Consider the following 21,672-nt stretch of genomic DNA (forward strand, 5'->3'; position numbering starts at 1 on the left):
CGGGCCGCCTTGTCCATCTGTTTTGATTACCAAGTGCCCGGCTAGCATTTCACAGCCCAGCCCGTAACAAGGTGGGGCTGAACCGATTCAGGAGATGTGCATGACGATGCGCCTGGATGATAGCGCTATCGACGCGATGAACGAGGATGAGCTGAAGTCGGCGCTAAAGGAATTGCGCGCTCGGTATGCATCCATGCACCGTAGAGCGCAGTGCGCGGTTCCAGCCAGAGACCGCCAAAACCTTCAGCGGCTTGCGGATCGTTGGAAAGATCAGTGCGAGCGGCGGGGCGAGGCATGGTTAAACGAATTCACCAGAGTTTGTGCTGGCCACGCGATCTTCCAAGACTTGTATGAGGCGGCAGCGAGAAAGCTTGGTCTGCCTCATGGCAGTTATCATTCGGTAATGGACATTCCGTTTGGCAAGCAGGGCGACGGCAAGATCTATGCGAACGTGTACCTGAGTAAGCAAGGCGGAATCGAGACATTCGATGTGGCTGAGGCTGTTAAGAGGGCCATTGCCGCCTAACCCCATTCACTCACCCACATGGAGAGAGCGATGCCAACCTTCGTATCAAGCTTCAAGAACGACGGTGCGCGGCGCAAAGCATGGGTAGATCACTATCGCGCCAAAGGCTGCAGTGATCGCAAGGCTGAGACTGTCGCGTCCGACAAGTGCCGACGGTCACGCACATGGCCGCCCACCCCATGACCACCACAGAGCAAGAGCGGGAGAGGGCTAGCGCGGCCCATAAACCTGAGCTGTCTCGATCATTTTGAGCACGGCGTCATAGCTATCGCTAACAAGGTACTGGAGCCCACCACCAGTATATGGGACTGCCGTCTGGACGATGGTGTCCGGGTTCCCCGGCTGCACTGACACGATGTGGGTGACGTTGATCGACACCTTGTTATTCGTATTCGTTCTGTTGAGATGAATAAATGCCATGCGGGTTCTCCTCTTGTTGGCAGAACCGAGTGTAAGAAGCGAGCCGATTCCGCCAAGGGGGGTGAGCGGGTATTTGGCCGTCTACCCCTGTTGAATATTAATCAAACCGGAAATCAAACATGCGCGGTGGCAAACGAGAAGGCTCTGGCAGACCCAAGGGAGCCCGTACAGTGCGATCTACGAAGGCTGCGCAGGATGCTATAGCCTCGGGCAGAACAACGCCCCTTGAGGTCATGCTGCGCGCCATGGATGAGCACTTCAAGAAAGAGGAATGGGACGCAGCAGCGGCAATTGCAAAAGACGCGGCGCCCTACATGCACCCGAAACTTCAATCCGTCATGCACACTGGTGACGCCGACAAGCCTGTGGTGACTGAGAACCACTTCGTTGTCGAGTTCGTAGGGGATGATGGCGAAAGTTCAGATACCTAGAGCATTCCGGTTTCTGTTCGATGAGCGGATGCCGGATGGCTCCCCGATCCGATACCGTGCCGCTTACGGCGGGAGAGGGTCTGGCAAGTCTCACGCATTCGCTGCGGCTTTGGTAATCAAGGCAAGGCAGAAGCCGATCCGCGTGCTGTGTGCTCGCGAGATACAGAAGTCGATTAAGGACTCGGTCAAGCGCCTACTGGACGACAAGATCCGCGAGATGGGCTTCGGCCAATACTTCCGGTCGACGGACACGGAGATCAAGGGCACGAATGGTTCGCACTTCGTATTCGCTGGTTTGCGTTCGAACGTGGAGAGCATCAAGTCCTTGGAAGGTATCGACATCGCCTGGGTGGAAGAAGCCACGACGGTTTCGCAATCGAGCCTGACGAACCTTGGTCCGACAATCCGTAAGGATGGCTCGGAGATCTGGTTCACCTGGAACCCTCGTCATGAGAGCGATCCGGTGGATTCGATGTTCAGACTGCCATCAGGGGCGCCGCCGCGATCTATCGTCCGCAGGGTGAACTGGGACCTAAACCCGTTCTTCCCGGATGTGCTTCGCGAGGACATGGAGTGGGACGCCAGCAGAGACCCCGACAAGTACCGGCATATCTGGCTTGGCGAGTATCTGCGCAACAGTGAGGCGAGGGTCTTTCACAACTGGAAGGTTGAACAGTTCGATACGCCAGCCGACGCTAGGTTCTACCTTGGCGCCGACTGGGGCTTCTCGATCGACCCTACCGTGCTGGTGCGGTGCTTCATCATGGGCCGCACTCTTTTCGTGGATCGCGAGGTCTATAAGGTCGGCTGCGAGATAGACCGCACGCCCGATCTTTTCGACAGGCTGGACCAAGACAACCTCAAGATGGCGCGCAACTGGCCTATAACGGCTGACAGCGCCCGTCCTGAGACGATCGACTACATGAAGCGCCATGGATACACGCGCATCAAACCGGCGAAGAAGGGTGCAGGCTCTGTCGAGGACGGGATAGAGTTCTTGAAGAGCTACGACATCGTCGTCCACCCGCGGTGCAAGCACATGGTCGATGAGTTGACGCTCTACTCTTGGAAGACTGACCCGGTCACTGACGAAGTGTTGCCATTACTGAATGACAAGAACAACCACGTAATCGACGCCCTGCGATATGCGGTCGAGGGGCTGCGCGGGTCGAATTACACGCTTTCCAACGTTGGATAACCGCATGGCCTGTGGACCTTGTGAAGAGCGCCGGCGGATGCTCGCTGAGGCGAGGAAACAGGCTGGCTTAAAGGGTGTGGCTAAAGCCCTGCCAATGATCGCCAGAGACATCGTGAAGAACCCGCCAAAGATCGGAAAGAAGCGCAATGGGTAACGTCGTGAAATTCCCGATGAACGACAGCCTGCGCTCTGTCGTATCAGGTCTTGGCGACCCGATGCGCGACAAGATGGCGCTGACGACATACGGGATGCACATCCTGGATGAGGTCCAGATCGCCAACATCTATCGTTCAAACTGGATGGGCCGTAAGGCTGTCGACATCCCGGCTCTGGACGCAGTGCGCAAGGGCAGGGACTGGCAGGCGCCACAGGACCAGATCGAACTTATTGAGGCAGAGCAGAATCGTCTGGGCTTCTGGAAGAAGTTGCTTGAGGCCTTGATCAAGGCTCGGCTATGGGGTGGCGCGGCTCTGTATATCGGCACTGGCGACAACAACCTTGCGGAACCGCTTGACCCTAATCGTATGCAGAAGGGTGGCGTTCGCTATCTGACCGTACTCAGCCGCCGCGATGTGGCCGCCGGTGAGATCGACCAGGATGTGACGTCGGAGTTCTATGGCAAGCCCGCCTATTACGATGTCACCGGTCAGAACTCGATGGTGCGCTTGCACCCTTCACGCTTGGCATTGTTCATCGGCGCGTCTCAGGCTGACCAGTTCCTGACCGGAGGAGTCAATCAGGGTTGGGGCGATAGCGTTCTGGAGGCCATGTATTCGGCCATGAAGAACGCCGACGCCACGGCTGCGAACATTGCGTCACTAGTCTTCGAGGCCAACGTCGATGTGTTTCGCATCCCAGATTTCATGGCAAGCCTGGCCGACCCGACATACTCACAGCGCCTGCTTGATCGCTTCATGCTGGCAGCGACGGCAAAAGGCATCAACCGCGCGCTGATCCTCGACAAGGACGAGGAATACGAACGCAAAACGGTATCTTTCGCCACATTGCCCGACATCATGCAGCAGTTCCTGCAGCAGTTCTGTGGTGCGTCCGATATCCCGATGACGCGGTTCCTCGGCACGGCACCATCTGGCCTCGGGTCGAACGGTGATCACAGCATGGCGAACTACCATGACCGGATTGCCTCTCTTCAGACGCTCGAAATCACGCCGGCACTGTACCGGCTCGATGAATGCTTGATCCGCTCTGCTCTTGGTTCTCGCCCGCCTGAAATCTTCTATACTTGGGCGCCGCTCGAACAGATGAGCGAGAAGGAACAGGCAGAGATCGGAAAGATGAATGCTGAGACTGCCGAAGTTCTCGGACGGACAGGAATCTTCACGCAGCCAGAGCTTCGCAAGGTAGTAGGCAATCAGCTTGTGGAGAGCGGCTTCTATCCCGGCCTTGACCAAGCGATGGAAGAGACCGGCAAGGATTTCGATCTCGGCCAGGGAGAAGACGACGAGGAAGACAATCAGGAGCAGCCTCAGCAACGCCAAGCCGCGAATGATGCCGCGCCCCGTACGCTCTATGTGTCACGCAAGGTCAAGAACGCCGTCGATCTCATCGCGTGGGCGAAGAAGCAGGGATTTAAGACCACGCTTCCAGCCGACGATCTGCATGTCACGATCGCCTACAGCCGTAGTCCGGTTGACTGGATGAAGATCGGAGAGGCTTGGCAGAGCGAGCTAAAGCTTGCTGCCGGTGGCCCGCGTTTGATGGAGCAATTCGGGGAAGCCCGCGTGTTGCTGTTCAAGGCCAGCGAGCTTGAGTGGCGGCATGAAGCGATGAAGGCGGCTGGCGCATCGTGGGACCACGAGGAATATCAGCCGCACATCACGATCAGCTACGATCCGGAATCACCGGCCCTCGCAGAGATAGAGCCTTACCAAGGTGAGATCATCCTTGGGCCGGAGCTATTCGAAGAGATCAAGGAAGACTGGTCTGAGAACCTGAAAGAGGAATGATGCTCCGCTATTCCATGTCGAAGCTCGGCAAGCGGGCGGGGCGTAAGGCTGGAACGTCGGCAGAGCTTCCGATCATTGAGGCAAGGCTGTCGGCAGAAAAGGCTTACTACTCGGCCTTGCGCTCCATGCTCGCGCGGATGGCCGCAGAGACGCCCGAAAGCATCATCCCGCTGTACGAGGCGGAGAGGGCTCAGAAGCGTACACAGAGTGGTCTGGTGGCCGATGCAGACCAGTTCTGGTTTGGTCGGGTGAATGCCTTGGCGCAGGCACTGACGCGGGTAGCAACTAACACTGTGAACCGCATCCTCGATCTTGAGGCGCAGCGGCACACATCAACGTTCATAGACACCGCCCGCCGCGCTCTGGGCATCAACCTGGCCGCGGTGGTGCAGCAGGAAGACTTGGCCGACTATCTGGTTACGGCTGCAGCCCGCAACGCATCGCTGATTACCGGACTGGCAGACGACACGATCAAGCGGATCCAGCAGACGGTCTATCAGAACAGCATCGCCGGCGACTCGGTGACGACGCTGCGCAAGGCGTTGGTGCAGGACTTTGGCATATCGGATCGGCGAGCGAAGCTGATCGCGAGAGACCAAACGGCAAAGCTAACGAGCGACCTCAACCGCATCCGGCAGGAGCAGGCAGGCGTCACGTCCTACAAGTGGACCACAAGCCACGACGAACGCGTCAGAGAGCGCCATAAGCAGCTTGATGGCAGGGCATATAAATGGGGGCAGGCGACGGGAGCTGAAGGTGGGTTGCCGCCGGGGCAGCCAATCAACTGCCGGTGCATCGCGCGAGGCGTGGTGGAGTTTTAGTCGCGGAAAAACTTCTTCAGGTCGTCTGGCACGTCCACAGGGTTTCCAAGGTCTTCTTCCGAGATGCAGACCGCATCGGTCGCTTGCACGGACCTTTGCAAAGTTCGCACAGCCAAAGCCAAGGATTCAATCTTGGCGCTTTGGTTGAGGATCAGTGTTCGCAGTTCTCGGAATTGCTTTTCGTCCATGCCGCATCATTAGGCCTTCGCCCCCGGAGTTGCAATGCGCATCAAGACCGTCACCACAGTTACGGCGCTCAACAGCGCTGGGCAGCTCGTGGAAGCATTGCCCGTGCGAACAGCGGTAGCGGGGGAGACTGACATCGTTGGCCGTCCTGTGACGCCTGTCAGCGTGACGGAAGACGCTCGTGGCGTTCCGGTGCGGTATGTAACGGGCAAGTCTGCTGTCAACTCTGCTGGGCAGGTGGTGGATAGCATCCCAGTCTCTGGTGGGGTGGTTGATCCAACTATACCAGCGACACCCACCTTTGATGCACTGGTTGCAAGTGGCGCCACTCCGTATGCTCTGCACGCGCCAACTTGTCTACTTTCGTCCTTTATAGGCCAAGCTACGGTTCGGCTTCGGCATCCTCTAACGAACGAAGAGAGAGACTTCACGCCACGGAATGATCGAAGGCTAGACGTTTCGGCCATTACAGCATGGTGCAAGTACGCGCCTTACATTGTCACATTCTACGATCAGACCGGGAATGGAAGACACGCCACTCGATCAGCGGCAGCAAATCAGCCGCGTCTTATCATCAACGATGGACATCCGTATGAGCTGACCGATGGCAGCAAACGGTTCCTCGAAGTCCCTGGAACTCAGGCCTACACGACAGGACAAGCCAGCATTGCAATGGCCGCGTGCTTCCATGCCAGATCGGCGGCTGTTACCGCCCCTCTAATCTTCGTGACATCAACCACAGTTGGTTCACCTCGTTCAGCAATGAACATGACAACGGCGGGGCAAATCAGTAATCAGTCGCGCAAAAGTGCGGAGACAATTTCCTCTGTCAGCATGAACATTGGCTCCAATAAGTGGCACAGAGCAATTTCCCGAGTTAATTATGCTGCCGGAACCCAGTCAATTACCCTAGATGGGGTTAAGACTGTTGGCGCACCGACGTGGCCGGTCGGGAACGCCGCTGCCGTTGATGCCGTGCGGCCAGTGGTATACGGGGCGAACAATAACACCACGAACCCAAGCCAAGTGACGCATGCAGGGGTGACAGCAAGGGCGTTATTCCAGAATGATCTAACCGACGCCCAAGCCGCTCTTCTGGATACGGCCTTGGCGGCGTGCGCTCCTCACGACGTGACCTATTATGACCTGAACTCGGCAAAACTGGTCGTTGATGGAAATTCCATGAGCGCAGCGGGTGCCAATAATCAAACCGCATGGCCGGAACAAATGGTCACCCTGCCGGGGATAAGCGAAAAGGCGTTTTCGAAAAACAACTTGGCGGTGTCCGGTCAATCCATCATCAGCATGCTTGGAGATGTCACGACCGACGTTGACCCGAAATTCACCCCAGGTGTCACCAACATTCTCATTGTCTGGGAAAGCGGCAATGCGTGGCCGTCCCTTCAGGGGCAGGCTTATGTCGACAAGCTATGGGAATACCTAGACGGTAGAACTGCAGGATGGGTGAAGGTCATAATTGCTGGTTGGACCGAAGGTAACGCGGCGCGACAAGCCAACCGTTATCTGATGGCCGATCTTATTTCTCAGCAGTATCAGGCGCACGGGGTTTCTGCGTTCTTCGATATCCGGCAGATCCCCGAAACTGCAGACCCAACAGACTTGACGTATCGCATTGGGGATAACCTTCACCCTACAACCGCGATGAACGCCATCACTGCGGTATATTTGAGAGACGTTGTCACCCGGCTTCGTCCCGTAGCGTAAGCATAACGCAACAACCAAGGAACTCCTCATGCTCATCGCTAATTGGCAGGAGGTGCTTAAACGCGCCTGGTCCAAGCGATGGGAAGACGTAATCAACTAGGACACCATCATGCAATTCACCGACGCTGTAACGGTGTCCGGCACGCGTCGGACGGCCTAAGACCGAGGGCAAACAATGCAAATCAGGGACAGCCTGACGGTGGACGCCGCAGGCCTTACCCTTACTCGTGACGGATATGTCGTGGGTGAGGCTAAGGTCTCGCGCGCCTTCAACGTCCAGCAATATTATGGGGCCGAGCTTGGCCTTATGGGCGACGAGGCCAGGAAGGTGTTCGGCGTCTATCGAGATCCGGAAGTGGTTTTCGATGAACGATCGATGCTGTCGCTGGCCGGTCGTCCTGTGACGCGCGGGCATCCAGATGGTGAAGTCAATGCCAGCAACTGGCGAGACCTTGCCAAGGGAACCATGGGCGGGACCATCAAGCGGGATGGTGAGCACGTAGTGGCCTCTATGGTCATCATGGACGCGGACTCTGCCAAGGAAGTCATGGAAGGCGCACGCGCTCTTTCAGCCGGTTACACGGTCTCTGTGGTCAGAGACGAGGGCATCGCCCCGGACGGCACACCCTATCAGTTTCGACAGGCGGGAGAACTACGGTTCAACCACGTCGCATATCTGCCCGACAATAACCCTCGGGCAGGGAACACGCGCATTGGCGATGCCTGGCGCGATAAGGGCCTAGCGCCCATCACCCCGAGCACAAAGGAAGACAAGATGTCTGATGCTCTCAAGACGGTGGTACTGGGCGATAAGGCCGTCCAAGTCGCCGTTTCCGATCTTGCCGCAGTCGAAGCCTTCAAGGCCGATGCGGCAAAGGCACTTTCTGACGCCAAGGCAGAACACGACAAGGCCATCGCCGCCAAGGATGCGGAACTCGCAAAGCGGGACGCCAAGATTGACGAATTGACCGGCAAGGTTCTGTCCGACGCCGATCTCGACAAGCGCGTGCAAGAGCGGGCCGATCTTATCGCCGTTGCAAAGACCATCGCCAAGGACGTGAAGACAGAAGGCCTGTCCGACGCTGCAATCCGCAAGGCTGTTGTCGTCGCCAAGATCGGTGATGCGGCAATCGCCGGCAAGGCTGACGCCTATATCGACGCACGCTTTGACCTGCTGGTCGAGGATGCATCGAAAGCCAATCCCGATGCCTTCGCTGATGCGGTCAAGTCCGGCATCACCCCCGTCATCACTGACCACTCGGACGCTGCCAAGGCGCACGCCGAAATGGTCGGCCGGTTCAACAAGTAAAGGAGCGCTCCAATGCCTGATATGCAGAGCACTTTCAATGCCACGCATGCGCGCTGGGTGGAGGGCATGGTCCTCAACTCTGAACCGTGTGTGGTTGTCAGCCGTGAAGTGGAGACCGTCGCTGGTATCGGCTTCGGCAAGATCGCACAGCGCGGTACGGGCGATCACCAGATCAAGGTGTCTTCCGCTTCTCCAGTCTACCTCGGCATCACCGTGCTTGACCCGTCGAAGTTTGGCGACACCTACGCTCAGTACGACACCGCCGCTGTGATGATCAAAGGCGTGATCGTCGTGCAGGCTTCTGTCGCAGTGAACGATGGCGATCCGGTCTACTTCGTCCCGGCAACTGGCGTTCTGACGAACGTCTCCACCAGCAACCAGCAGATTCCGAACGCCCAGTGGGAAACCACGACTTCCGGCGCCGGCCTTGCTGCTGTCCGCCTCGGCTAACAAGGAGCAACCAAGATGAATTTCATGCAGATGCAGGATGCTCCGCAGCGAGCTTTCGGCTTCCTGATCCAGCAGGCCACCCGTATCGAAGCGGAGGTCTATCGCACGGTCTATCAGGAAATCCAGTACCAGGACATCGTGCCGGTCGACACCACCGGCCCGGAATGGGTGGATGCCATCACTTACTTCTCGTCCGACGCAGTCGGTGCGGCGCAGTGGTTCAATGGTCATGCCCAAGACGTGCCGAACGTTGAACTGCTTCGCGAAAAGTTCTCGACCACTGTATCGATGGCCGCTATCGGCTACCGCTATTCGGTCGAAGAGCTGGGCAAGGCCGCGCTTTACGGCCTTAACCTCACGAGCGACAAGGGCGTTGCTGCCCGTCGTGTGGCTGAAGAGAAGATCGACAGCGTGGCATTCGTTGGTGATGCGACAAAAGGTTATACCGGTACCGTTAACAACCCAGCTGTCGCAGCAACAACGGCGCCGGCAGATGGTACGGGTTCCTCTACGACCTTCGCCAACAAAACCCCTGACCAAATCCTTCGCGATGTGAATGGGCAGTTGACCGGCCAATTCACCGGCACGTTTGGGAATCTCGTCGCTGACACGATCCTATTCCCATACCAAGTCCTTCTCGACCTCTCTACCCGACGCATCGACAGCGTCAACCAGACCACGATTCTGGAGTGGATCGAGAAGAACAACATCTACACTCGCACCACCGGGCGCCCCCTGACCATTCGCGGTCTGTTCGGTTATCTGGATGCTTCCGGCGCGGGCGGCACGAAGCGTATGGTTTCCTACAAGAAGGACCCATCCGTCTTGAAGCTGAACATGCCAATGCCGTTCCGTTTCTGGAACCCATGGCAGATGGGGCCGATGCTCTTCGAGGTTCCCGGCACATTCCGTCTCGGCGGCGTGGACGTGAAGCTCGCCAAGGGCATTCGATATCTCGACGGCGTATAAGGAGGGCCGAGCCATGCAGATCAAGAACATTACTCGAGGCCCACGCGGCGTGAACACAAAGCAGGGTCATCGTTGGCTTGAACCCGGCGAGACCGCTGACGTGGAAATGGCGGACGAAGAAGTGGCTGTGTCTGAAAAGACCGGCTGGTTCGAAATCTCCGGCAAAGCGCCGAAGAACCCCGAGACGCCTCCCGTCGATCGCGAAGAACTGAAGGCCCAGGCCGACAAGCTCAACATCGACTACGCACCGAACATCACCACGCCGAAGCTCAAGGAGCTTGTCGACGCCAAGGTGGCGGAGCAGCAGGCTCAGTAAGAAATATCCCGGCGGGCAACTGCCGGGTTTCCCTTTTTGGAGGTAGCCATGGCCTATACCGAACCAACGCCAGAGACCTTCAAGGCACGCTATCCCGAGTTTGCACCAGTTAATGACGCGCTGATCCAGTTGGTCATCAATGAGGCCGTGGGCGAGGTGGGCGACACATGGATGGAGCGTGATCGAGCGCGTGCTCAAATGCTTCTGGTGGCGCATCGGCTGACGCTGGAAGGCGAGCCGGACCGAACCAACACTGGCAGCGGGGCGGCAGGCATTGGCGCGATCAAGCGCGACAAGGTGGGCGACAGCGAGACCGAGTTCTTCGGCCCAACTGGATCGTCGTCTGATGCGACGGGCTCTGGTCTCTCTCTGACAGCTTACGGTCGGGAATACCTTGCTCTGCTCCGCAAGAACTTCGCGGCTGTTGCCGTAGTGTGAGGAAGCCATGAAAGTCAGAAACACAAGCGACGTGCGCCAAGCGGTGCACACGACGACCGGCGTTGTCTTCATCCATCCGGGCAAGACCTGGGATGTTGATCTCACCGAGGAAGGTTTGAAGCTGGTTCAGGCATCGACCGACCTGCGGGCATACGGCGAGCACAGCGAGAAACGCCCAAAGAAGCCCAAGGACGCGGAAACAGCATCGGAGAGCGCAGATGTTCACGGTGACAGTGAAACGCAACCAGCGAGTCAATCTGAAGGCGATCGAGGGCAAGATTAAAGGCCCATCACGGGTCAAGGTCGGTCTTCCTGCTGGGAAGGCCGATAGCGACAACATCATGAAGGCCATCTGGAACCACTTCGGCACACGAGGCGGCGCATCAGGCGGCGGTTGGGGTGGTCCGATTCCTGAACGTCCATTCCTTTCGAACGCTATGCGATCGAACCGGACGGCTTACCGAAACGCCATGAAAGCTTCGGCGTCGAAGATACTCAAGGGCGAGACGTCCCTGCGTGAGGTGCTGTCAAAGCTTGGCATCAAGGCACAAGGTGACATTCAGGAGGAGATCACGTCTCTTTCCAGCCCGCCTAACAGCCCTGTCACGATAGCCCTGAAGGGATCGAGCAATCCGCTTATCGACAGCGGCGAGATGCGCGCGGCCATAACCTGGAAGATTGACGGATGACGAGACTTGCAGGCTTTGGGATCGATCGCAGGGCGTGGGCAGTCACACTCAGCCGTGCTTCGGATGGGGCGTATAACGATGATGGAGACCACATCCCCGGCGCTTCCACGACCATTCCCATCAAGGCTGTTGTCCAGCCGGCTTCCGGCAATCAGCTACTCGATGTCCCGGAAGGAATGAGAGTCTCTTCGACACCTACCGGCGCGCAAGTAAACGCAGGATGGCTTCTCTGGTCCAGGTCTGAAGTTCGGCTAAATGATCACGTCTTTGACGCCGGTGTCGAGTACCGAGTGATGTATCTCTGGCCCCGACGTGAGGGCGAGTTCTTCAGGGCGGCTTTGGGGAGATTGACCCGATGACAGACGACGAAGTGCATGGCTCTGTCGTCCGTTGGGTGCGCGCAAAGACCAAGCAGAAAACGATCAAGGCCTACCAGAGCGGCAAGATGCCCGAGGGCCGTTATTGCATGGTCAATCTGACAGGGGCGTTGAACGTTCGTGAGCAGCCGATTGATACCGAATATGTTGAAGACGCTGGGAATGTTTCTGCTGCCGCAGTCCTAGAGCGTGAGTGGCGCTTTTCAGTTCATGCTTATGGCGAGGCGCCGACGGACACCTTGCGACCGATCCTTGCGGCAATGCACGTCAGCCAAGCTCTTGAGCCTCAGTATCCAACCCTCTTGATGCATGAAGCATCGCAAATCCGGCACGTTCCGGACTGGATCAACAACGCGTGGCAACCGCGCGCGCAGATGGATTTGATTGTCCGCGGCATTGTTCGTGACACCGTGGGCGTCGTGGACGTCATCGAGACTTACAGCATCGAGATCAATCGAGCTGAGTAACCCCTGAAACCCTGAAAGGACAACGGTATGGCTGTTTTGCCCTACTCGCGCGTGGTGGACGTCAGTCTTTCCCGCAATGACGCCTTCCCGAGCCGCCGTGGTTTCGGGATACAGCTCATCATCACAACGGAATCGGTCGCTGGTAAGGTAGACCCGACCAATCGCACCAAGCTCTATGGCTCGATCGAAGAAGTCGCGGCTGATTGGGCAACGACAACCAGCGCATATAAGGCGGCACTATCTGCATTCTCGCAGAACCCGCGCCCGCGCCAGATCAAGATCGGCCATGTTGCTGACGACGGCACCATGACAAGCGCTGAACTGACGGCACAGCTTGACCTGCTGTATGCCTTCGACAGCGATTGGTACTTCTTGACCATTGCGGCGAACCTTCGCGATGTAGCGGCGCTCTCCGGCCTGCTGACGTGGATCCAGGCAAAGCCGAAACTGGCTATCATCGACAGCAACGACGTTGATACCGAGAACCCGGCAAGCACCACCACAAGCCTTGCATCTGCCAACAAGGGCGATTTCGATCGGGCAGGCGTGTTTTATCACACCAATGCTGCAGCCTATCCAGCGGCCTCGCTTGCTGCCTACATGCAGACGCGCAACTTCGATGATGCGAACACCGCATACACCGCGAAGTTCAAGAATCTGCCTGGCGTGCCTGCCGTCAATATCGGCTCTGCTGCTCTGACGGCCGTGACTGGCTTCGTTCCTGGCGTCGGCCAGTCTGAGGCTGCAGGCCACATGGCAAACACCTACATCGACATCGGCAGCCGCAACTTCGTGGTCGAAGGGTCGACGCTCACCGCGAACGTGTTCCTTGATGAAATCCACTCGACAGATTGGATCATCGCGCGCACCGAAGAAGAAACCCTGGGCATTCTACTCAATAACGCTCGGATCAAGTTTGACGACAGCGGGATGCAGATGCTGGCCGGCGCTGTGCGCACTGTCATGCAGCAGGCTACTCGAGCAGGTCTCATCGCCAGCGATCTCAACCCAGAGACGGGCGAATATGAAGCCGCGGTTGAGATCACCGTTCCCAGCGTCTTCGATGTTCCAGAAAGCCAGCGCAAGGCGCGCATCGCTCCTGCCATACAATGCCGCTTCCGCTATGCCGGCGCGATCCACTACGCCGTCGTGCGCTACCAGATGACATTCTAAGGAGGGCTGAACAATGCCAATCACTTCCGCATATGGCTTCGTCAACACCTCCAATATGGTGGACGGACAGCAAATTCAGGGGCTGTGGGATGGTGACGATGCAATCGTCATCGCCCCCTTGGCCGACAAAGGCACTATGCTGATCGGAGCTGACGGTTCCGCTCTGTTCTCAGTATCGGCCAACCGTGGGGCGACGATTACCCTGCGCCTTATGCACACCAGCCCGACACACCGACAGTTGACACAGAAGCTGAAGCGTCAGCAAGCTCTGGCGTCTCCCAATGCAGCTTTCCCGGTCACGGTCTTTGACACATCAAGCGGTGAGGGCGGCACGGCAGATAAGTGCTTTATCCAGAGCGCTCCTAACGACCAGAAGGGTGCGAACGCTGTTGTTCGTGAATGGGTTCTTGTCACCGGTGAGTGGACGCCGGAGGTTCCAAATGCTTGAAGAATTAGCAAAATTGATTGAGGACGCCATTGAAGGGCTTAGGCAAACTCTCGAGGGTTTTCTATCGATGATGAATAGCCCCGAAACGCAAAAGGCTCTCCAAAACTTTATGGAGAACATCAAGCGTTCTGGAGACGATCTTTAATCGCAGAGGGAGCCGCGAACGACACATGGCATCTGGAATGAACCGGACCAGATGCCAGCCTTCGCCAACTGCGCCTCTTGCTGGGTCTCAGCATAGAAGCCATGCGAATATTTGGGCCAGTCGATCGCATAGCCGTTGCGCACCATCCATGTGTTGACGTCAGAGCCATCGGCTCGCACGCAGTGACCGACCAGCCGGTCATAGCTCTTGCCGGTAGGAACGCAGGTGGTAGGGCGCGACTGTGACAGGAAGGCATCAAGAGCCTTCGCGCTGGCCTGGCCGCATCTGTAGGCTTTGCCTGACGCGTTCTGGCAGAGCTGATTACTCTCTGGTGCATCTATGCCGTTGAAGCGGATACGCGTGCCGTTGATCTCGATGGTGTCGCCGTCGATGACAGACGCTCGACCTGTGATTTCAGCCGCTGTCGCAATGTTTGGTAGCGCGAGCGCCAGTGCGGCAATAAAGGTGACCCAGATCATCGGATCCCGCCGTCGAAGGCCTTAACTTCACAAGAGACGGAAGCAGGCTTCGAAAAGTCCCCCGTGGTGTCGCCCGCGTTCGTCAATCGAACGGTACGAACTTCGCTCGGGTCAAGGTTCTTTGCTGTCCCCTCGACGTCCCAAGTGTTGCCTTTTTCGCTCTTGGCTTCGCAGTGGAAGGTGGCGGAAGGCAATGAATTTTTCCCGTTCTCAATCTTGAGCGTCACGACCGTCGTAACGCTGCCCGAACGGTCGACAGCATCGACCTTCACGACTTCATACTTAAACGGCAGGTCATTATTGGCGACGTTCTTGGCTATGGCCAGGGACGGCATAATCGCCAAGGCTGCGCCGCAGATGAACATTTTCATGTTTCCTCCAAAGGTGTTTGAATGGCTGACCGCAAGATAGACGGCGTAGAATATCATGTCGATCACCTACCAGCAGTAGAGGCAATCCAACTGTATGCGGATATTCTTCGCATTCTTGGCCCTGCTGCTTCCCGGCTACCCGCAATTATCCTGTCACTTCAAGCTGAAAGCGAAGGGCAAAGATACATGGCTGACGCAGCGGCACTCGCTGCCCTGTCAGACATTCTTTCCCGCGCGACGAGTGAAGAGCTGACCGACCTGCTTTCCCGAATCGTTCGTGTGGCAAAGATCAAGAGGCCTTCCGGAAGTTACGAAGACACAGACATCGACGGCGATTTCACCGGTCGCCTCGGTAAATTGCCTGCTCTGGTAAAGTACGTCCTTGAGGTGCAGTTCTCTGATTTTTTTCCCGGAAAGAGCCAGAATGGCATCATCGGCCTACTGACGGCGGTCTTACGAGCGCCGAAATCCGCCGGGTAGCCCCAAACGTCAACTTCTTCATCTACAGGCCTGCTCTGGCGAACCCGCCGCTTTGCAGTTTTCTCGATTGCGAGAAGATCACCTTAAAGCAGTTGCTGGATATGCACGAAATCTTGGACCTGCGACTTGCGGCCGCTGAGAAAGCGCAAACACCGCGGAGAAACTGATGCCCATAGTTGATGAGTTGATCGCCGTCCTCGGCTACAAGATTGAAGGCCAGGACGCGCTTTCGAAATTCAATCAAGGGCTGGACAACACCGAAGCTGGCGCCAAGCGTACCGCCGATCGGGTTCGATCTCTTGGCATCGCTGCAGGGGCTTTGGCAACCGGCGCAATAGCAGTTGGCACTTCGGCTGTGAAAAACTTCGCTGCTTTCGAGCGCGAGATGAACCGCATCGGAACGACCGCTGGGGCCACGGTAGCGGAGACCGTAAAAGCGGCAGACGACGTCCAGGCGCTGGCGAGGCGGTTCGCTCTGCCGCTGGAAGAAGCCGTGAGCGGCCTCGACACGTTGACTGCATCTGGGATGGACCTCAACCAGGCCATGGAGTTTCTGCCATCGGTATTGGCGACCGCGCAGGCTTCGGGTGCTGCGGTCGCTGACATTGCGAACACCGCGCAGAAAGCGTCGTCAGCTCTGAAGATTGAGGCAGGTGACCTGCAGAACGCTTTCGATATCATGGTCACCGGCGGGAAGGCTGGACAGTTCGAATTGAAAGATATGGCCGCGTCGATACCGACGCTCGCCAACTCTTTCGCCAACTTGGGATACTCTGGCGAAGAAGGCCTAAAAAGATTGATCGCGATCCTGCAAACTCTTCGCGAGGATACAGGATCTTCTGGTCAAGCGGCTACGCAAGCCCAGAACATCTTCTCCAAAATGTTCAGCCAGGAGACTGAGAAAAACTTCAAGGAATTCGGCGTCAACATCCGGCAAGAAGTCGACAATGCGGTGAAGGCAGGCGAGGGCGCTATCGAGGCCTACGTTCGCATCTCTCGCCGGGTCATGAAAGAGAACCCGAACGCCAAACTGGTTGACCTGTTTGCAGACCAAGAGTTTCAGCTTGGTATGCAGTCCTTGATGACGAGCGCTGATTCCTATCAGAAATTCCTGGACGCCGTTAACGGAGGGGAAGTCAACGGAACGGTGTTTCGCGATCTCCAGCGCTTCACTACAGACACCACAGCTTCGATCCAAAGGCTTTCCAGCTCGTGGGACGGCTTTATGAAGGCGCTTGGCTCGTCAATTGCCCCCACAGCAAGCGGCGCGCTCGATACCCTGACAAATGAAATCGGGTATCAAGACGCTGTGTCAAAATCGCTGGAAGGCAAGGGATACGGCCTGCTTGGCCGGCAGCTTTGGATGGGGTCGAAAGAAGAAAAGGATCGGCTTGCCCGAGAGGGCGGGTATGTCCCGAACAATGATCCGGTCGCACAAGAGGCGGCTCGCAACGTGCCAGAGGCTTACAAGACGTTGGGGCGCCGGCCGAACAGGCCTATTTCAGCGACCCCCGTCAGACCGCAAGCGGCACCTGAATTGCAAACCAATGCATTCGCTGGCTTTGAGGAAAGGATGAACAAGCTTTCCGCGATGGGTGATGGCAACGCGACAAACGAGATCACAAACACTGTCAACGATAACTCTGACCGATCTACAACGGTTAACGTCGGTGGCGTGGTGGTGAATGGCGTCCAGAACGTCACACCTGCGGTCGGTGCGGCGGTCGGGCAAGCAGTTGGCAGTGCAGCGGCAGGCGCAGCAGCGCCGCCGGCAAGAGTGGTTGGAGGCGGATTCTGATGGCATCAATCATCGCCTTCTCAACAGCCATCGGACCGGTCCCGATCGATTGTGTGCTTTTGGAGCGCCACACTTCGGAACTGGACATCACCGAAATTCCGATCGAGACGGGTGCGAAGATCACCGACCATGCGGTGGTGATGCCAAAGAGGCTCGGGCTCGACATCGCCAACGCCAACGCCGCGGCTTCCTACAATGCTCTGGTGGCGTTTCAGGAGAGTCGTATTCCGTTCACTCTGGTATCTGGCCTGAGTGTCTATAACAACATGCTGATCAAGGGCATCTATCCTGATCGGGATGAGCAGTTTTCGACCGTGCTGAAAGCCCGTGTTGAGCTTCAGGAGGTGATCATCGTTGGCACTTCCTATGCGGCTGATCCTGATGGTGACAACTCGGAACGCGGCAAGCAGGGCGGCACGAAGAGCACCAAGTCTGCGGCGCCAAGCTCGAACACTGCAAAAGATGGGGTGACGGCTGATCGTGCATCTGGGACCGTCCAGCGGGGCGATGCAGGGATAACAACGGCACCAGAGCGCGACCGTTCGATCCTTTCAACGATTGTTGGTGAATGATGAATAGGTTCGAGATCCTTGACCAGGCTGACCAGCAATTCGGCACGATCATCAATGGGCGGCGGGTCACCATCCGCCTCCGCTACAATCCAACGTCTGACCGGTGGTCATTCGATCTATCGATTGATGACAAGCCCGTTCTCCATGGTCGCAGAGTGGTGACAGGCGTCGATCTGCTAGCGCCTTTTGATTTCGGACTCGGCGTCATCTTCGCCGCATCAATCACAGACGGTTCCGCTCCAAATCGGGCGGCAATACCTGCTGGCACTGTTCGGCTATTCCATGCCACTGCCGAGGAAGTCGCGGAGGTTCAGTAAATGGCTCTGCAATATCTCCGGAAGGTGAGGGCGAAGTTCAATACGGGATACGTCATCAACCCCGGCAACAGCACTGTCGACCAGATCAAGATATCGTTCCAGATCACCAAGGGTATTTCGAGTGCAGCGAATACCGCGGACATCACTCTTTGGAACTTGGCCGAAAGCACGCGCAACAGCATCGGCAAAGAGTTCGACACGATCACTCTTGAGGCTGGATACATCCCGCAAGGCGAGGACGGGAACGTCGGCATCATTTTCAAGGGCGCTGTACGGGACGTAGAGCACCGCAGGGAAGGCCCTAACATCCAGACGATCATATCCTGCGGCGACGGCGATAATGCTCTCAGGCGAGCTACGATCAGCAAATCGTTTCCGGCAGGAACGCCTGTCAAAGACGTGGTCGATGAGATTGCTAAGCAGATGGAGAAAGAAGGCGTCGCTCGGGGCGAGTTCAAGTATCCTGACGACATCGAAAGCAAGAAGTTCAAGCGCCCCTATGCGGCATGCGGCTCCTGCGCGCGAGAGCTAGATACGATCGGACGGGGCAATGACTTCTATTGGTCGCTGCAAAACGAGACTTTAGAGATCATTCCCGGCAATGGTTACGTCGGTGGTGTAGTGCTGATCAACCCTCAAACCGGTATGATCGGGACGCCGGCAATCACTGACAATGGCGTCCGAGTCTCTGCCCTCCTGAATCCGGAGGTGCGTCCAAATCGGCGCGTGCAGCTGAAAAGCCAGACGCTCGAAATGAATGCCGATGACGGTATCTATCGCGTCTCCACCGTCACTTACAGTGGCGACAACCACAATGGCGATTTCAAGATCGACATCACCGGAGAGTCCGTGAAGGGCGACAAGGTTGATGAGGGAGTGAAGAAGTAATGCCAGGACGTATCGGCAAAACGACCAACACCCCCGAAGACGTGATTGGGCAGTTCGCGCAGGCCGAGAAGGATACGACTTGGGGCCCGATCCCGGGGGTCACCACGTCGGCGTGGAATGGTCGCACGGTCAACGTCCGGCCCCTCTACAAGCCTATGGTCAACGGCCAGAAGCTGGACATGCCAGAACTCTTCGAAGTCCCTCTGGATCAGCCTATGACCGCGAATGGCGGCATGACGTTCCCGATCCCTGTAGGCACGCCTGTTATGCTCACGCCTCAGATGCGGGCTATGGACGATTGGGAGGAAGGCGGCGAGGCAACCCCTTACGATGCCCGATCCTTTCACCTGTCGAACATGCGCGCTTCTATCTCCGGCGGAGAAAGCCTGTCGCAGGAAATCCCAGACATCGACCTTGAGAACTTCCACCTCCGCGCCAACGCATCCGGGTCATTTGGTTTCAAGGCTACTCCTGATGGCAAGTTCCAGATGACCGGCGCACAAGGCGACGTAATGGATCTGCTCGCCCAGGTTTGTGAAATTCTTGGGCAACTCACAACGACAGTTTCTGGTGGTTCGTCCTCTGGCATATGGCCGATCACTCAGCAGCCAGAACTTACGGCGCTGGCGAACAAACTCAGGGCGATGGTTCTATGACCGCTATCCGCGTAGGTCTGTCCTTGGACGAGGCTACGAATGACCTGTTTCTAAACCCTGATGGCAGTCTCGCGCTGGCTGTCGATGCTCTCGCTGTTGGCCAGCACGCTCGCCAACGACTTCAGACGCATTCGGGCGAGTGGTTCCTAGATACGACCTGCGGTGTGCCTTGGCTCGATCAGGTGCTTGGCCGGAGCTACAACCCGGCGCTAGCTGAAAGCCTCGTGAGGGCAGAGATCATGAATACTGACGGGGTGACCGAAATCACATCGTGTTCTGTCTCCTTTGAGCGAAATACCCGCGGCGTCGTAATTAACGAAGTGAATGTTCTGACCATGTTTGACCAGGAGGTGCAGCTTTGACCGATTACGGCATCTCTCCGACAGGCTTTGCACGCAAGCCACTGACGATCATCCTCGCGGAGCTTGAGGCTGCGATGATCACCGAGTTCGGCCCCGGCGTCGTCCAGACCTCGCAGTCTCCTCTCGGCCAGATCAATGGTATTTTTGCTGAAGCCTCTGCAAAGCATTGGGAGCTTACAGAGGACATTTACCAGTCTCTTGACCCGGATCAGGCAGAGGGCGTGCGTCTTGATATTCTTGGTCGCATCCGGCGCATCGGTCGCGCTGCAGGCGAAGGGGACGACGCTTTCCGGCGAGCGATCACCAACGCGGGACAGGCTCGCATTGACCTTCAGGACATCAGCCGCGCGATCGCTGCGCTCGATGGCGTCACTTACTCACATGTTTGGGTGAACGACACAGGCGAGATCGATAGCAACCTGATGCCGCCCGGATCTATCTGCATCGCGGTGACCGGCGGGGATGACGATGAGATAGCCGCGACCATGCGCAAATATGTGGTTCCCGGCGTATCGATGTACGGGCTGACGGCGATCGAGAGCTTGATCGATGGATTTTGCCGCACGTTCCGTATCTTGCGACCGATAAATGTGCCGGTCGAACTCAAAGTGGTCGTCAGGACGTTCAAGGACAGCATGGGATGCCCGCCGCCTTCTGCGACAGCGATTCGGACAACGCTCGTCAACGGTCTCTACCTTCTGAATGGTGACGATGTGACCTTCTATCGCGTCCGGTCTGTCATTGAGAGCGCATTTTCAAATGTGGAAGTCGTCTCAATCAACGGCGAACGAGACGGCATCGCACAGTCCAACAACACGGATGTTGTGATCGGCTTTATCGAGCGGGCATCGATTGCCGCCGAAGATGTTTCAATCACGGTGACATGATGGTCTGCACAGATGAAGCCACCTTCATAGAATCCGGTATTGATCGGGTTCTGACGCAATATCGAGAAAGTCCGAAACTGCTACACATGATCCGCACCTACATGCGGCAAGTGTGGCTCTCGTCTCAGTCTATCTGTGACCTGCCAAGCAGTTTCGATCTCGACACCGCTGCGGGCGATCAGTTGACCATCCTTGGCAAATGGATGGGCTTTCCGCGCTGCCACTGCGTCTGTGATGTGCAGCCGGTCTTTGGGTTTGCGTGTGATGATGTGCCTGGCCGTCCGATCGTTGGCTTTTGCGAAGACGGAAGCTGGCTGGCGTGCGGTGAGGATGGCGTATCTGAAATCTGCATCACAGACGATGATGTCTATCGACGGCTTCTGGTAGCTCGATCTTTCCAGATGCAGGCTCGATACGGCCTTGATGATCTCATTGCCGCGCTACAGGCGATCTACGGCCCTACAGCAAGCGTTCTTGATGCTGGGCATGGTCGTGTCGTTCTGGCTCCATTTCGCGCTCTGACAGAGGCAGAGACGGTTTTGTTGCAGATAGTCCCTCGCGTTCTACCAGTCGCTCCAGGCGTCACCACCAGATGGCATTTTGGCACTCGGCAAGTGTTTGGCTTCGGCGCTGGCTGGGGCGGTTTTTGCGAGGAATGGGTGCCAGAGGGCGTCATCATCTCGGATGAAAATGGAAATTCAATTGTAACGGAATTTGACGACTTCATTGTCACCGAAGCTCTCACACAGGGCGCGGATTGGATGTGTGAAGTCGACGTGAAGCCTTATTCCTGCTGAGGAGACAACC

Annotated in this window: 28 protein-coding genes; 25 read left to right on the forward strand and 3 right to left on the reverse strand. The window is 57.1% G+C overall.

Translation table 11 applies throughout. From position 1 onward, the window contains the following. Window positions 1-100: 100 nt before the first annotated feature. The gene (locus WKI41_RS06000) at window positions 101-526 is read left to right on the forward strand and encodes a hypothetical protein (RefSeq protein WP_340192595.1); all 426 of its coding nucleotides are present in this window, start codon (window positions 101-103) and stop codon (window positions 524-526) included. Between the two features lie 210 nt (window positions 527-736). Here WKI41_RS06000 and WKI41_RS06005 read toward each other — a convergent pair whose 3' ends face one another. Continuing rightward, a complete protein-coding gene (locus tag WKI41_RS06005; RefSeq protein ID WP_340192596.1) occupies window positions 737-946 on the reverse strand; it encodes a hypothetical protein in 210 nt (69 codons plus the stop codon). 170 nt (window positions 947-1,116) lie between these two features. Here WKI41_RS06005 and WKI41_RS06010 point away from each other — a divergent pair, with 170 nt between their 5' ends. The 15 genes from WKI41_RS06010 to WKI41_RS06080 all read left to right on the forward strand — a co-directional run bounded on the left by WKI41_RS06010 (window position 1,117) and on the right by WKI41_RS06080 (window position 14,055). Beyond that, the gene (locus WKI41_RS06010; RefSeq protein ID WP_340192597.1) at window positions 1,117-1,377 is read left to right on the forward strand and encodes a hypothetical protein; all 261 of its coding nucleotides are present in this window, start codon (window positions 1,117-1,119) and stop codon (window positions 1,375-1,377) included. After that, on the forward strand, window positions 1,355-2,575 hold the full coding sequence (locus tag WKI41_RS06015; RefSeq protein WP_340192598.1) for a PBSX family phage terminase large subunit: 1,221 nt from the start codon (window positions 1,355-1,357) through the stop codon (window positions 2,573-2,575). Before WKI41_RS06010 ends, WKI41_RS06015 begins: the two co-directional genes overlap by 23 nt. Before the next feature lie 146 nt (window positions 2,576-2,721). Then, window positions 2,722-4,542: an anti-CBASS protein Acb1 family protein gene (locus WKI41_RS06020; RefSeq protein ID WP_340192599.1), complete on the forward strand. Its 1,821-nt coding sequence runs from the start codon at window positions 2,722-2,724 to the stop codon at window positions 4,540-4,542. Further along, window positions 4,542-5,363, forward strand: coding sequence for a phage minor head protein (locus WKI41_RS06025; RefSeq protein WP_340192600.1), 822 nt, complete (start codon window positions 4,542-4,544; stop codon window positions 5,361-5,363). The genes WKI41_RS06020 and WKI41_RS06025 overlap by 1 nt, the downstream gene beginning before the upstream one ends. A 222-nt stretch (window positions 5,364-5,585) precedes the next feature. Beyond that, window positions 5,586-7,274: a hypothetical protein gene (locus WKI41_RS06030; protein WP_340192601.1), complete on the forward strand. Its 1,689-nt coding sequence runs from the start codon at window positions 5,586-5,588 to the stop codon at window positions 7,272-7,274. 175 nt (window positions 7,275-7,449) lie between these two features. Continuing rightward, a complete protein-coding gene (locus WKI41_RS06035) occupies window positions 7,450-8,583 on the forward strand; it encodes a DUF2213 domain-containing protein (protein ID WP_340192602.1) in 1,134 nt (377 codons plus the stop codon). Window positions 8,584-8,595: 12 nt separating this feature from the next. Beyond that, on the forward strand, window positions 8,596-9,033 hold the full coding sequence (locus WKI41_RS06040) for a structural cement protein Gp24 (RefSeq protein ID WP_340192603.1): 438 nt from the start codon (window positions 8,596-8,598) through the stop codon (window positions 9,031-9,033). A 15-nt stretch (window positions 9,034-9,048) separates the two neighbouring features. Then, window positions 9,049-10,002 (forward strand): DUF2184 domain-containing protein, encoded by a 954-nt coding sequence (locus tag WKI41_RS06045; RefSeq protein WP_340192604.1) that lies wholly within the window; start codon window positions 9,049-9,051, stop codon window positions 10,000-10,002. A gap of 13 nt (window positions 10,003-10,015) precedes the next feature. Further along, entirely contained in the window at window positions 10,016-10,318 is a 303-nt protein-coding gene (locus WKI41_RS06050; protein WP_340192605.1) for a hypothetical protein, read from the forward strand. 48 nt (window positions 10,319-10,366) lie between these two features. Continuing rightward, on the forward strand, window positions 10,367-10,756 hold the full coding sequence (locus tag WKI41_RS06055; RefSeq protein WP_340192606.1) for a DUF4054 domain-containing protein: 390 nt from the start codon (window positions 10,367-10,369) through the stop codon (window positions 10,754-10,756). Between the two features lie 218 nt (window positions 10,757-10,974). Beyond that, a complete protein-coding gene (locus tag WKI41_RS06060) occupies window positions 10,975-11,445 on the forward strand; it encodes a hypothetical protein (RefSeq protein ID WP_340192607.1) in 471 nt (156 codons plus the stop codon). Between the two features lie 355 nt (window positions 11,446-11,800). After that, window positions 11,801-12,289 carry a phage neck terminator protein gene (locus tag WKI41_RS06065; protein ID WP_340192608.1) on the forward strand — a complete coding sequence of 163 codons (489 nt, stop codon included), beginning with the start codon at window positions 11,801-11,803 and terminating at the stop codon, window positions 12,287-12,289. Window positions 12,290-12,316: 27 nt separating this feature from the next. Beyond that, the gene (locus tag WKI41_RS06070; protein WP_340192609.1) at window positions 12,317-13,462 is read left to right on the forward strand and encodes a DUF3383 family protein; all 1,146 of its coding nucleotides are present in this window, start codon (window positions 12,317-12,319) and stop codon (window positions 13,460-13,462) included. Between the two features lie 13 nt (window positions 13,463-13,475). Continuing rightward, on the forward strand, window positions 13,476-13,910 hold the full coding sequence (locus tag WKI41_RS06075) for a phage structural protein (protein WP_340192610.1): 435 nt from the start codon (window positions 13,476-13,478) through the stop codon (window positions 13,908-13,910). Further along, window positions 13,903-14,055, forward strand: a complete 153-nt coding sequence (locus WKI41_RS06080; protein WP_340192611.1) for a hypothetical protein — start codon at window positions 13,903-13,905, stop codon at window positions 14,053-14,055. Before WKI41_RS06075 ends, WKI41_RS06080 begins: the two co-directional genes overlap by 8 nt. On the opposite strand, the gene WKI41_RS06085 is transcribed toward WKI41_RS06080, so the two are convergent. After that, window positions 14,052-14,534 (reverse strand): thermonuclease family protein, encoded by a 483-nt coding sequence (locus WKI41_RS06085; protein ID WP_340192612.1) that lies wholly within the window; start codon window positions 14,532-14,534, stop codon window positions 14,052-14,054. The two genes, WKI41_RS06080 and WKI41_RS06085, sit on opposite strands and share 4 nt — an antisense overlap. Next, the gene (locus tag WKI41_RS06090; protein ID WP_340192613.1) at window positions 14,531-14,905 is read right to left on the reverse strand and encodes a hypothetical protein; all 375 of its coding nucleotides are present in this window, start codon (window positions 14,903-14,905) and stop codon (window positions 14,531-14,533) included. Before WKI41_RS06090 ends, WKI41_RS06085 begins: the two co-directional genes overlap by 4 nt. A gap of 21 nt (window positions 14,906-14,926) precedes the next feature. Between WKI41_RS06090 and WKI41_RS06095 the strand changes: the two genes are divergently transcribed. From WKI41_RS06095 to WKI41_RS06135, 9 genes are all read left to right on the forward strand, one after another. Then, window positions 14,927-15,385 carry a phage tail assembly chaperone gene (locus WKI41_RS06095; RefSeq protein ID WP_340192614.1) on the forward strand — a complete coding sequence of 153 codons (459 nt, stop codon included), beginning with the start codon at window positions 14,927-14,929 and terminating at the stop codon, window positions 15,383-15,385. Window positions 15,386-15,551: 166 nt separating this feature from the next. Continuing rightward, window positions 15,552-17,183, forward strand: a complete 1,632-nt coding sequence (locus tag WKI41_RS06100) for a phage tail tape measure protein (protein ID WP_340192615.1) — start codon at window positions 15,552-15,554, stop codon at window positions 17,181-17,183. Beyond that, window positions 17,183-17,755, forward strand: coding sequence for a phage baseplate protein (locus tag WKI41_RS06105; RefSeq protein ID WP_340192616.1), 573 nt, complete (start codon window positions 17,183-17,185; stop codon window positions 17,753-17,755). Before WKI41_RS06100 ends, WKI41_RS06105 begins: the two co-directional genes overlap by 1 nt. Then, window positions 17,752-18,072 (forward strand): phage baseplate plug family protein, encoded by a 321-nt coding sequence (locus WKI41_RS06110; RefSeq protein ID WP_340192617.1) that lies wholly within the window; start codon window positions 17,752-17,754, stop codon window positions 18,070-18,072. The genes WKI41_RS06105 and WKI41_RS06110 overlap by 4 nt, the downstream gene beginning before the upstream one ends. Further along, complete coding sequence (locus WKI41_RS06115; RefSeq protein WP_340192618.1) at window positions 18,073-18,960, forward strand: phage protein; 888 nt, start codon at window positions 18,073-18,075, stop codon at window positions 18,958-18,960. It begins immediately after the preceding gene. Further along, a complete protein-coding gene (locus tag WKI41_RS06120) occupies window positions 18,960-19,616 on the forward strand; it encodes a Gp138 family membrane-puncturing spike protein (protein ID WP_340192619.1) in 657 nt (218 codons plus the stop codon). The genes WKI41_RS06115 and WKI41_RS06120 overlap by 1 nt, the downstream gene beginning before the upstream one ends. After that, the gene (locus WKI41_RS06125) at window positions 19,613-19,978 is read left to right on the forward strand and encodes a hypothetical protein (protein WP_340192620.1); all 366 of its coding nucleotides are present in this window, start codon (window positions 19,613-19,615) and stop codon (window positions 19,976-19,978) included. Before WKI41_RS06120 ends, WKI41_RS06125 begins: the two co-directional genes overlap by 4 nt. After that, window positions 19,975-20,865, forward strand: a complete 891-nt coding sequence (locus tag WKI41_RS06130; RefSeq protein WP_340192621.1) for a hypothetical protein — start codon at window positions 19,975-19,977, stop codon at window positions 20,863-20,865. Before WKI41_RS06125 ends, WKI41_RS06130 begins: the two co-directional genes overlap by 4 nt. Continuing rightward, complete coding sequence (locus WKI41_RS06135) at window positions 20,865-21,662, forward strand: DUF2612 domain-containing protein (protein WP_340192622.1); 798 nt, start codon at window positions 20,865-20,867, stop codon at window positions 21,660-21,662. The genes WKI41_RS06130 and WKI41_RS06135 overlap by 1 nt, the downstream gene beginning before the upstream one ends. Window positions 21,663-21,672: the final 10 nt, after the last annotated feature.

This window comes from Agrobacterium larrymoorei (genome assembly GCF_037722385.1).
GTDB lineage: Bacteria > Pseudomonadota > Alphaproteobacteria > Rhizobiales > Rhizobiaceae > Agrobacterium > Agrobacterium larrymoorei_C.

Coding starts and splice junctions, on each gene's coding strand:
- WKI41_RS06000 (WP_340192595.1), top strand. CDS start 101: ATGACGATGCGCCTGGATGATAGCGCTATCGACGCGATGAACGAGGAT.
- WKI41_RS06005 (WP_340192596.1), bottom strand. CDS start 946: ATGGCATTTATTCATCTCAACAGAACGAATACGAATAACAAGGTGTCG.
- WKI41_RS06015 (WP_340192598.1), top strand. CDS start 1,355: ATGGCGAAAGTTCAGATACCTAGAGCATTCCGGTTTCTGTTCGATGAG.
- WKI41_RS06020 (WP_340192599.1), top strand. CDS start 2,722: ATGGGTAACGTCGTGAAATTCCCGATGAACGACAGCCTGCGCTCTGTC.
- WKI41_RS06025 (WP_340192600.1), top strand. CDS start 4,542: ATGCTCCGCTATTCCATGTCGAAGCTCGGCAAGCGGGCGGGGCGTAAG.
- WKI41_RS06030 (WP_340192601.1), top strand. CDS start 5,586: ATGCGCATCAAGACCGTCACCACAGTTACGGCGCTCAACAGCGCTGGG.
- WKI41_RS06035 (WP_340192602.1), top strand. CDS start 7,450: ATGCAAATCAGGGACAGCCTGACGGTGGACGCCGCAGGCCTTACCCTT.
- WKI41_RS06040 (WP_340192603.1), top strand. CDS start 8,596: ATGCCTGATATGCAGAGCACTTTCAATGCCACGCATGCGCGCTGGGTG.
- WKI41_RS06045 (WP_340192604.1), top strand. CDS start 9,049: ATGAATTTCATGCAGATGCAGGATGCTCCGCAGCGAGCTTTCGGCTTC.
- WKI41_RS06050 (WP_340192605.1), top strand. CDS start 10,016: ATGCAGATCAAGAACATTACTCGAGGCCCACGCGGCGTGAACACAAAG.
- WKI41_RS06055 (WP_340192606.1), top strand. CDS start 10,367: ATGGCCTATACCGAACCAACGCCAGAGACCTTCAAGGCACGCTATCCC.
- WKI41_RS06060 (WP_340192607.1), top strand. CDS start 10,975: ATGTTCACGGTGACAGTGAAACGCAACCAGCGAGTCAATCTGAAGGCG.
- WKI41_RS06065 (WP_340192608.1), top strand. CDS start 11,801: ATGACAGACGACGAAGTGCATGGCTCTGTCGTCCGTTGGGTGCGCGCA.
- WKI41_RS06070 (WP_340192609.1), top strand. CDS start 12,317: ATGGCTGTTTTGCCCTACTCGCGCGTGGTGGACGTCAGTCTTTCCCGC.
- WKI41_RS06075 (WP_340192610.1), top strand. CDS start 13,476: ATGCCAATCACTTCCGCATATGGCTTCGTCAACACCTCCAATATGGTG.
- WKI41_RS06080 (WP_340192611.1), top strand. CDS start 13,903: ATGCTTGAAGAATTAGCAAAATTGATTGAGGACGCCATTGAAGGGCTT.
- WKI41_RS06085 (WP_340192612.1), bottom strand. CDS start 14,534: ATGATCTGGGTCACCTTTATTGCCGCACTGGCGCTCGCGCTACCAAAC.
- WKI41_RS06090 (WP_340192613.1), bottom strand. CDS start 14,905: ATGAAAATGTTCATCTGCGGCGCAGCCTTGGCGATTATGCCGTCCCTG.
- WKI41_RS06095 (WP_340192614.1), top strand. CDS start 14,927: ATGGCTGACCGCAAGATAGACGGCGTAGAATATCATGTCGATCACCTA.
- WKI41_RS06100 (WP_340192615.1), top strand. CDS start 15,552: ATGCCCATAGTTGATGAGTTGATCGCCGTCCTCGGCTACAAGATTGAA.
- WKI41_RS06105 (WP_340192616.1), top strand. CDS start 17,183: ATGGCATCAATCATCGCCTTCTCAACAGCCATCGGACCGGTCCCGATC.
- WKI41_RS06110 (WP_340192617.1), top strand. CDS start 17,752: ATGATGAATAGGTTCGAGATCCTTGACCAGGCTGACCAGCAATTCGGC.
- WKI41_RS06115 (WP_340192618.1), top strand. CDS start 18,073: ATGGCTCTGCAATATCTCCGGAAGGTGAGGGCGAAGTTCAATACGGGA.
- WKI41_RS06120 (WP_340192619.1), top strand. CDS start 18,960: ATGCCAGGACGTATCGGCAAAACGACCAACACCCCCGAAGACGTGATT.
- WKI41_RS06125 (WP_340192620.1), top strand. CDS start 19,613: ATGACCGCTATCCGCGTAGGTCTGTCCTTGGACGAGGCTACGAATGAC.
- WKI41_RS06135 (WP_340192622.1), top strand. CDS start 20,865: ATGGTCTGCACAGATGAAGCCACCTTCATAGAATCCGGTATTGATCGG.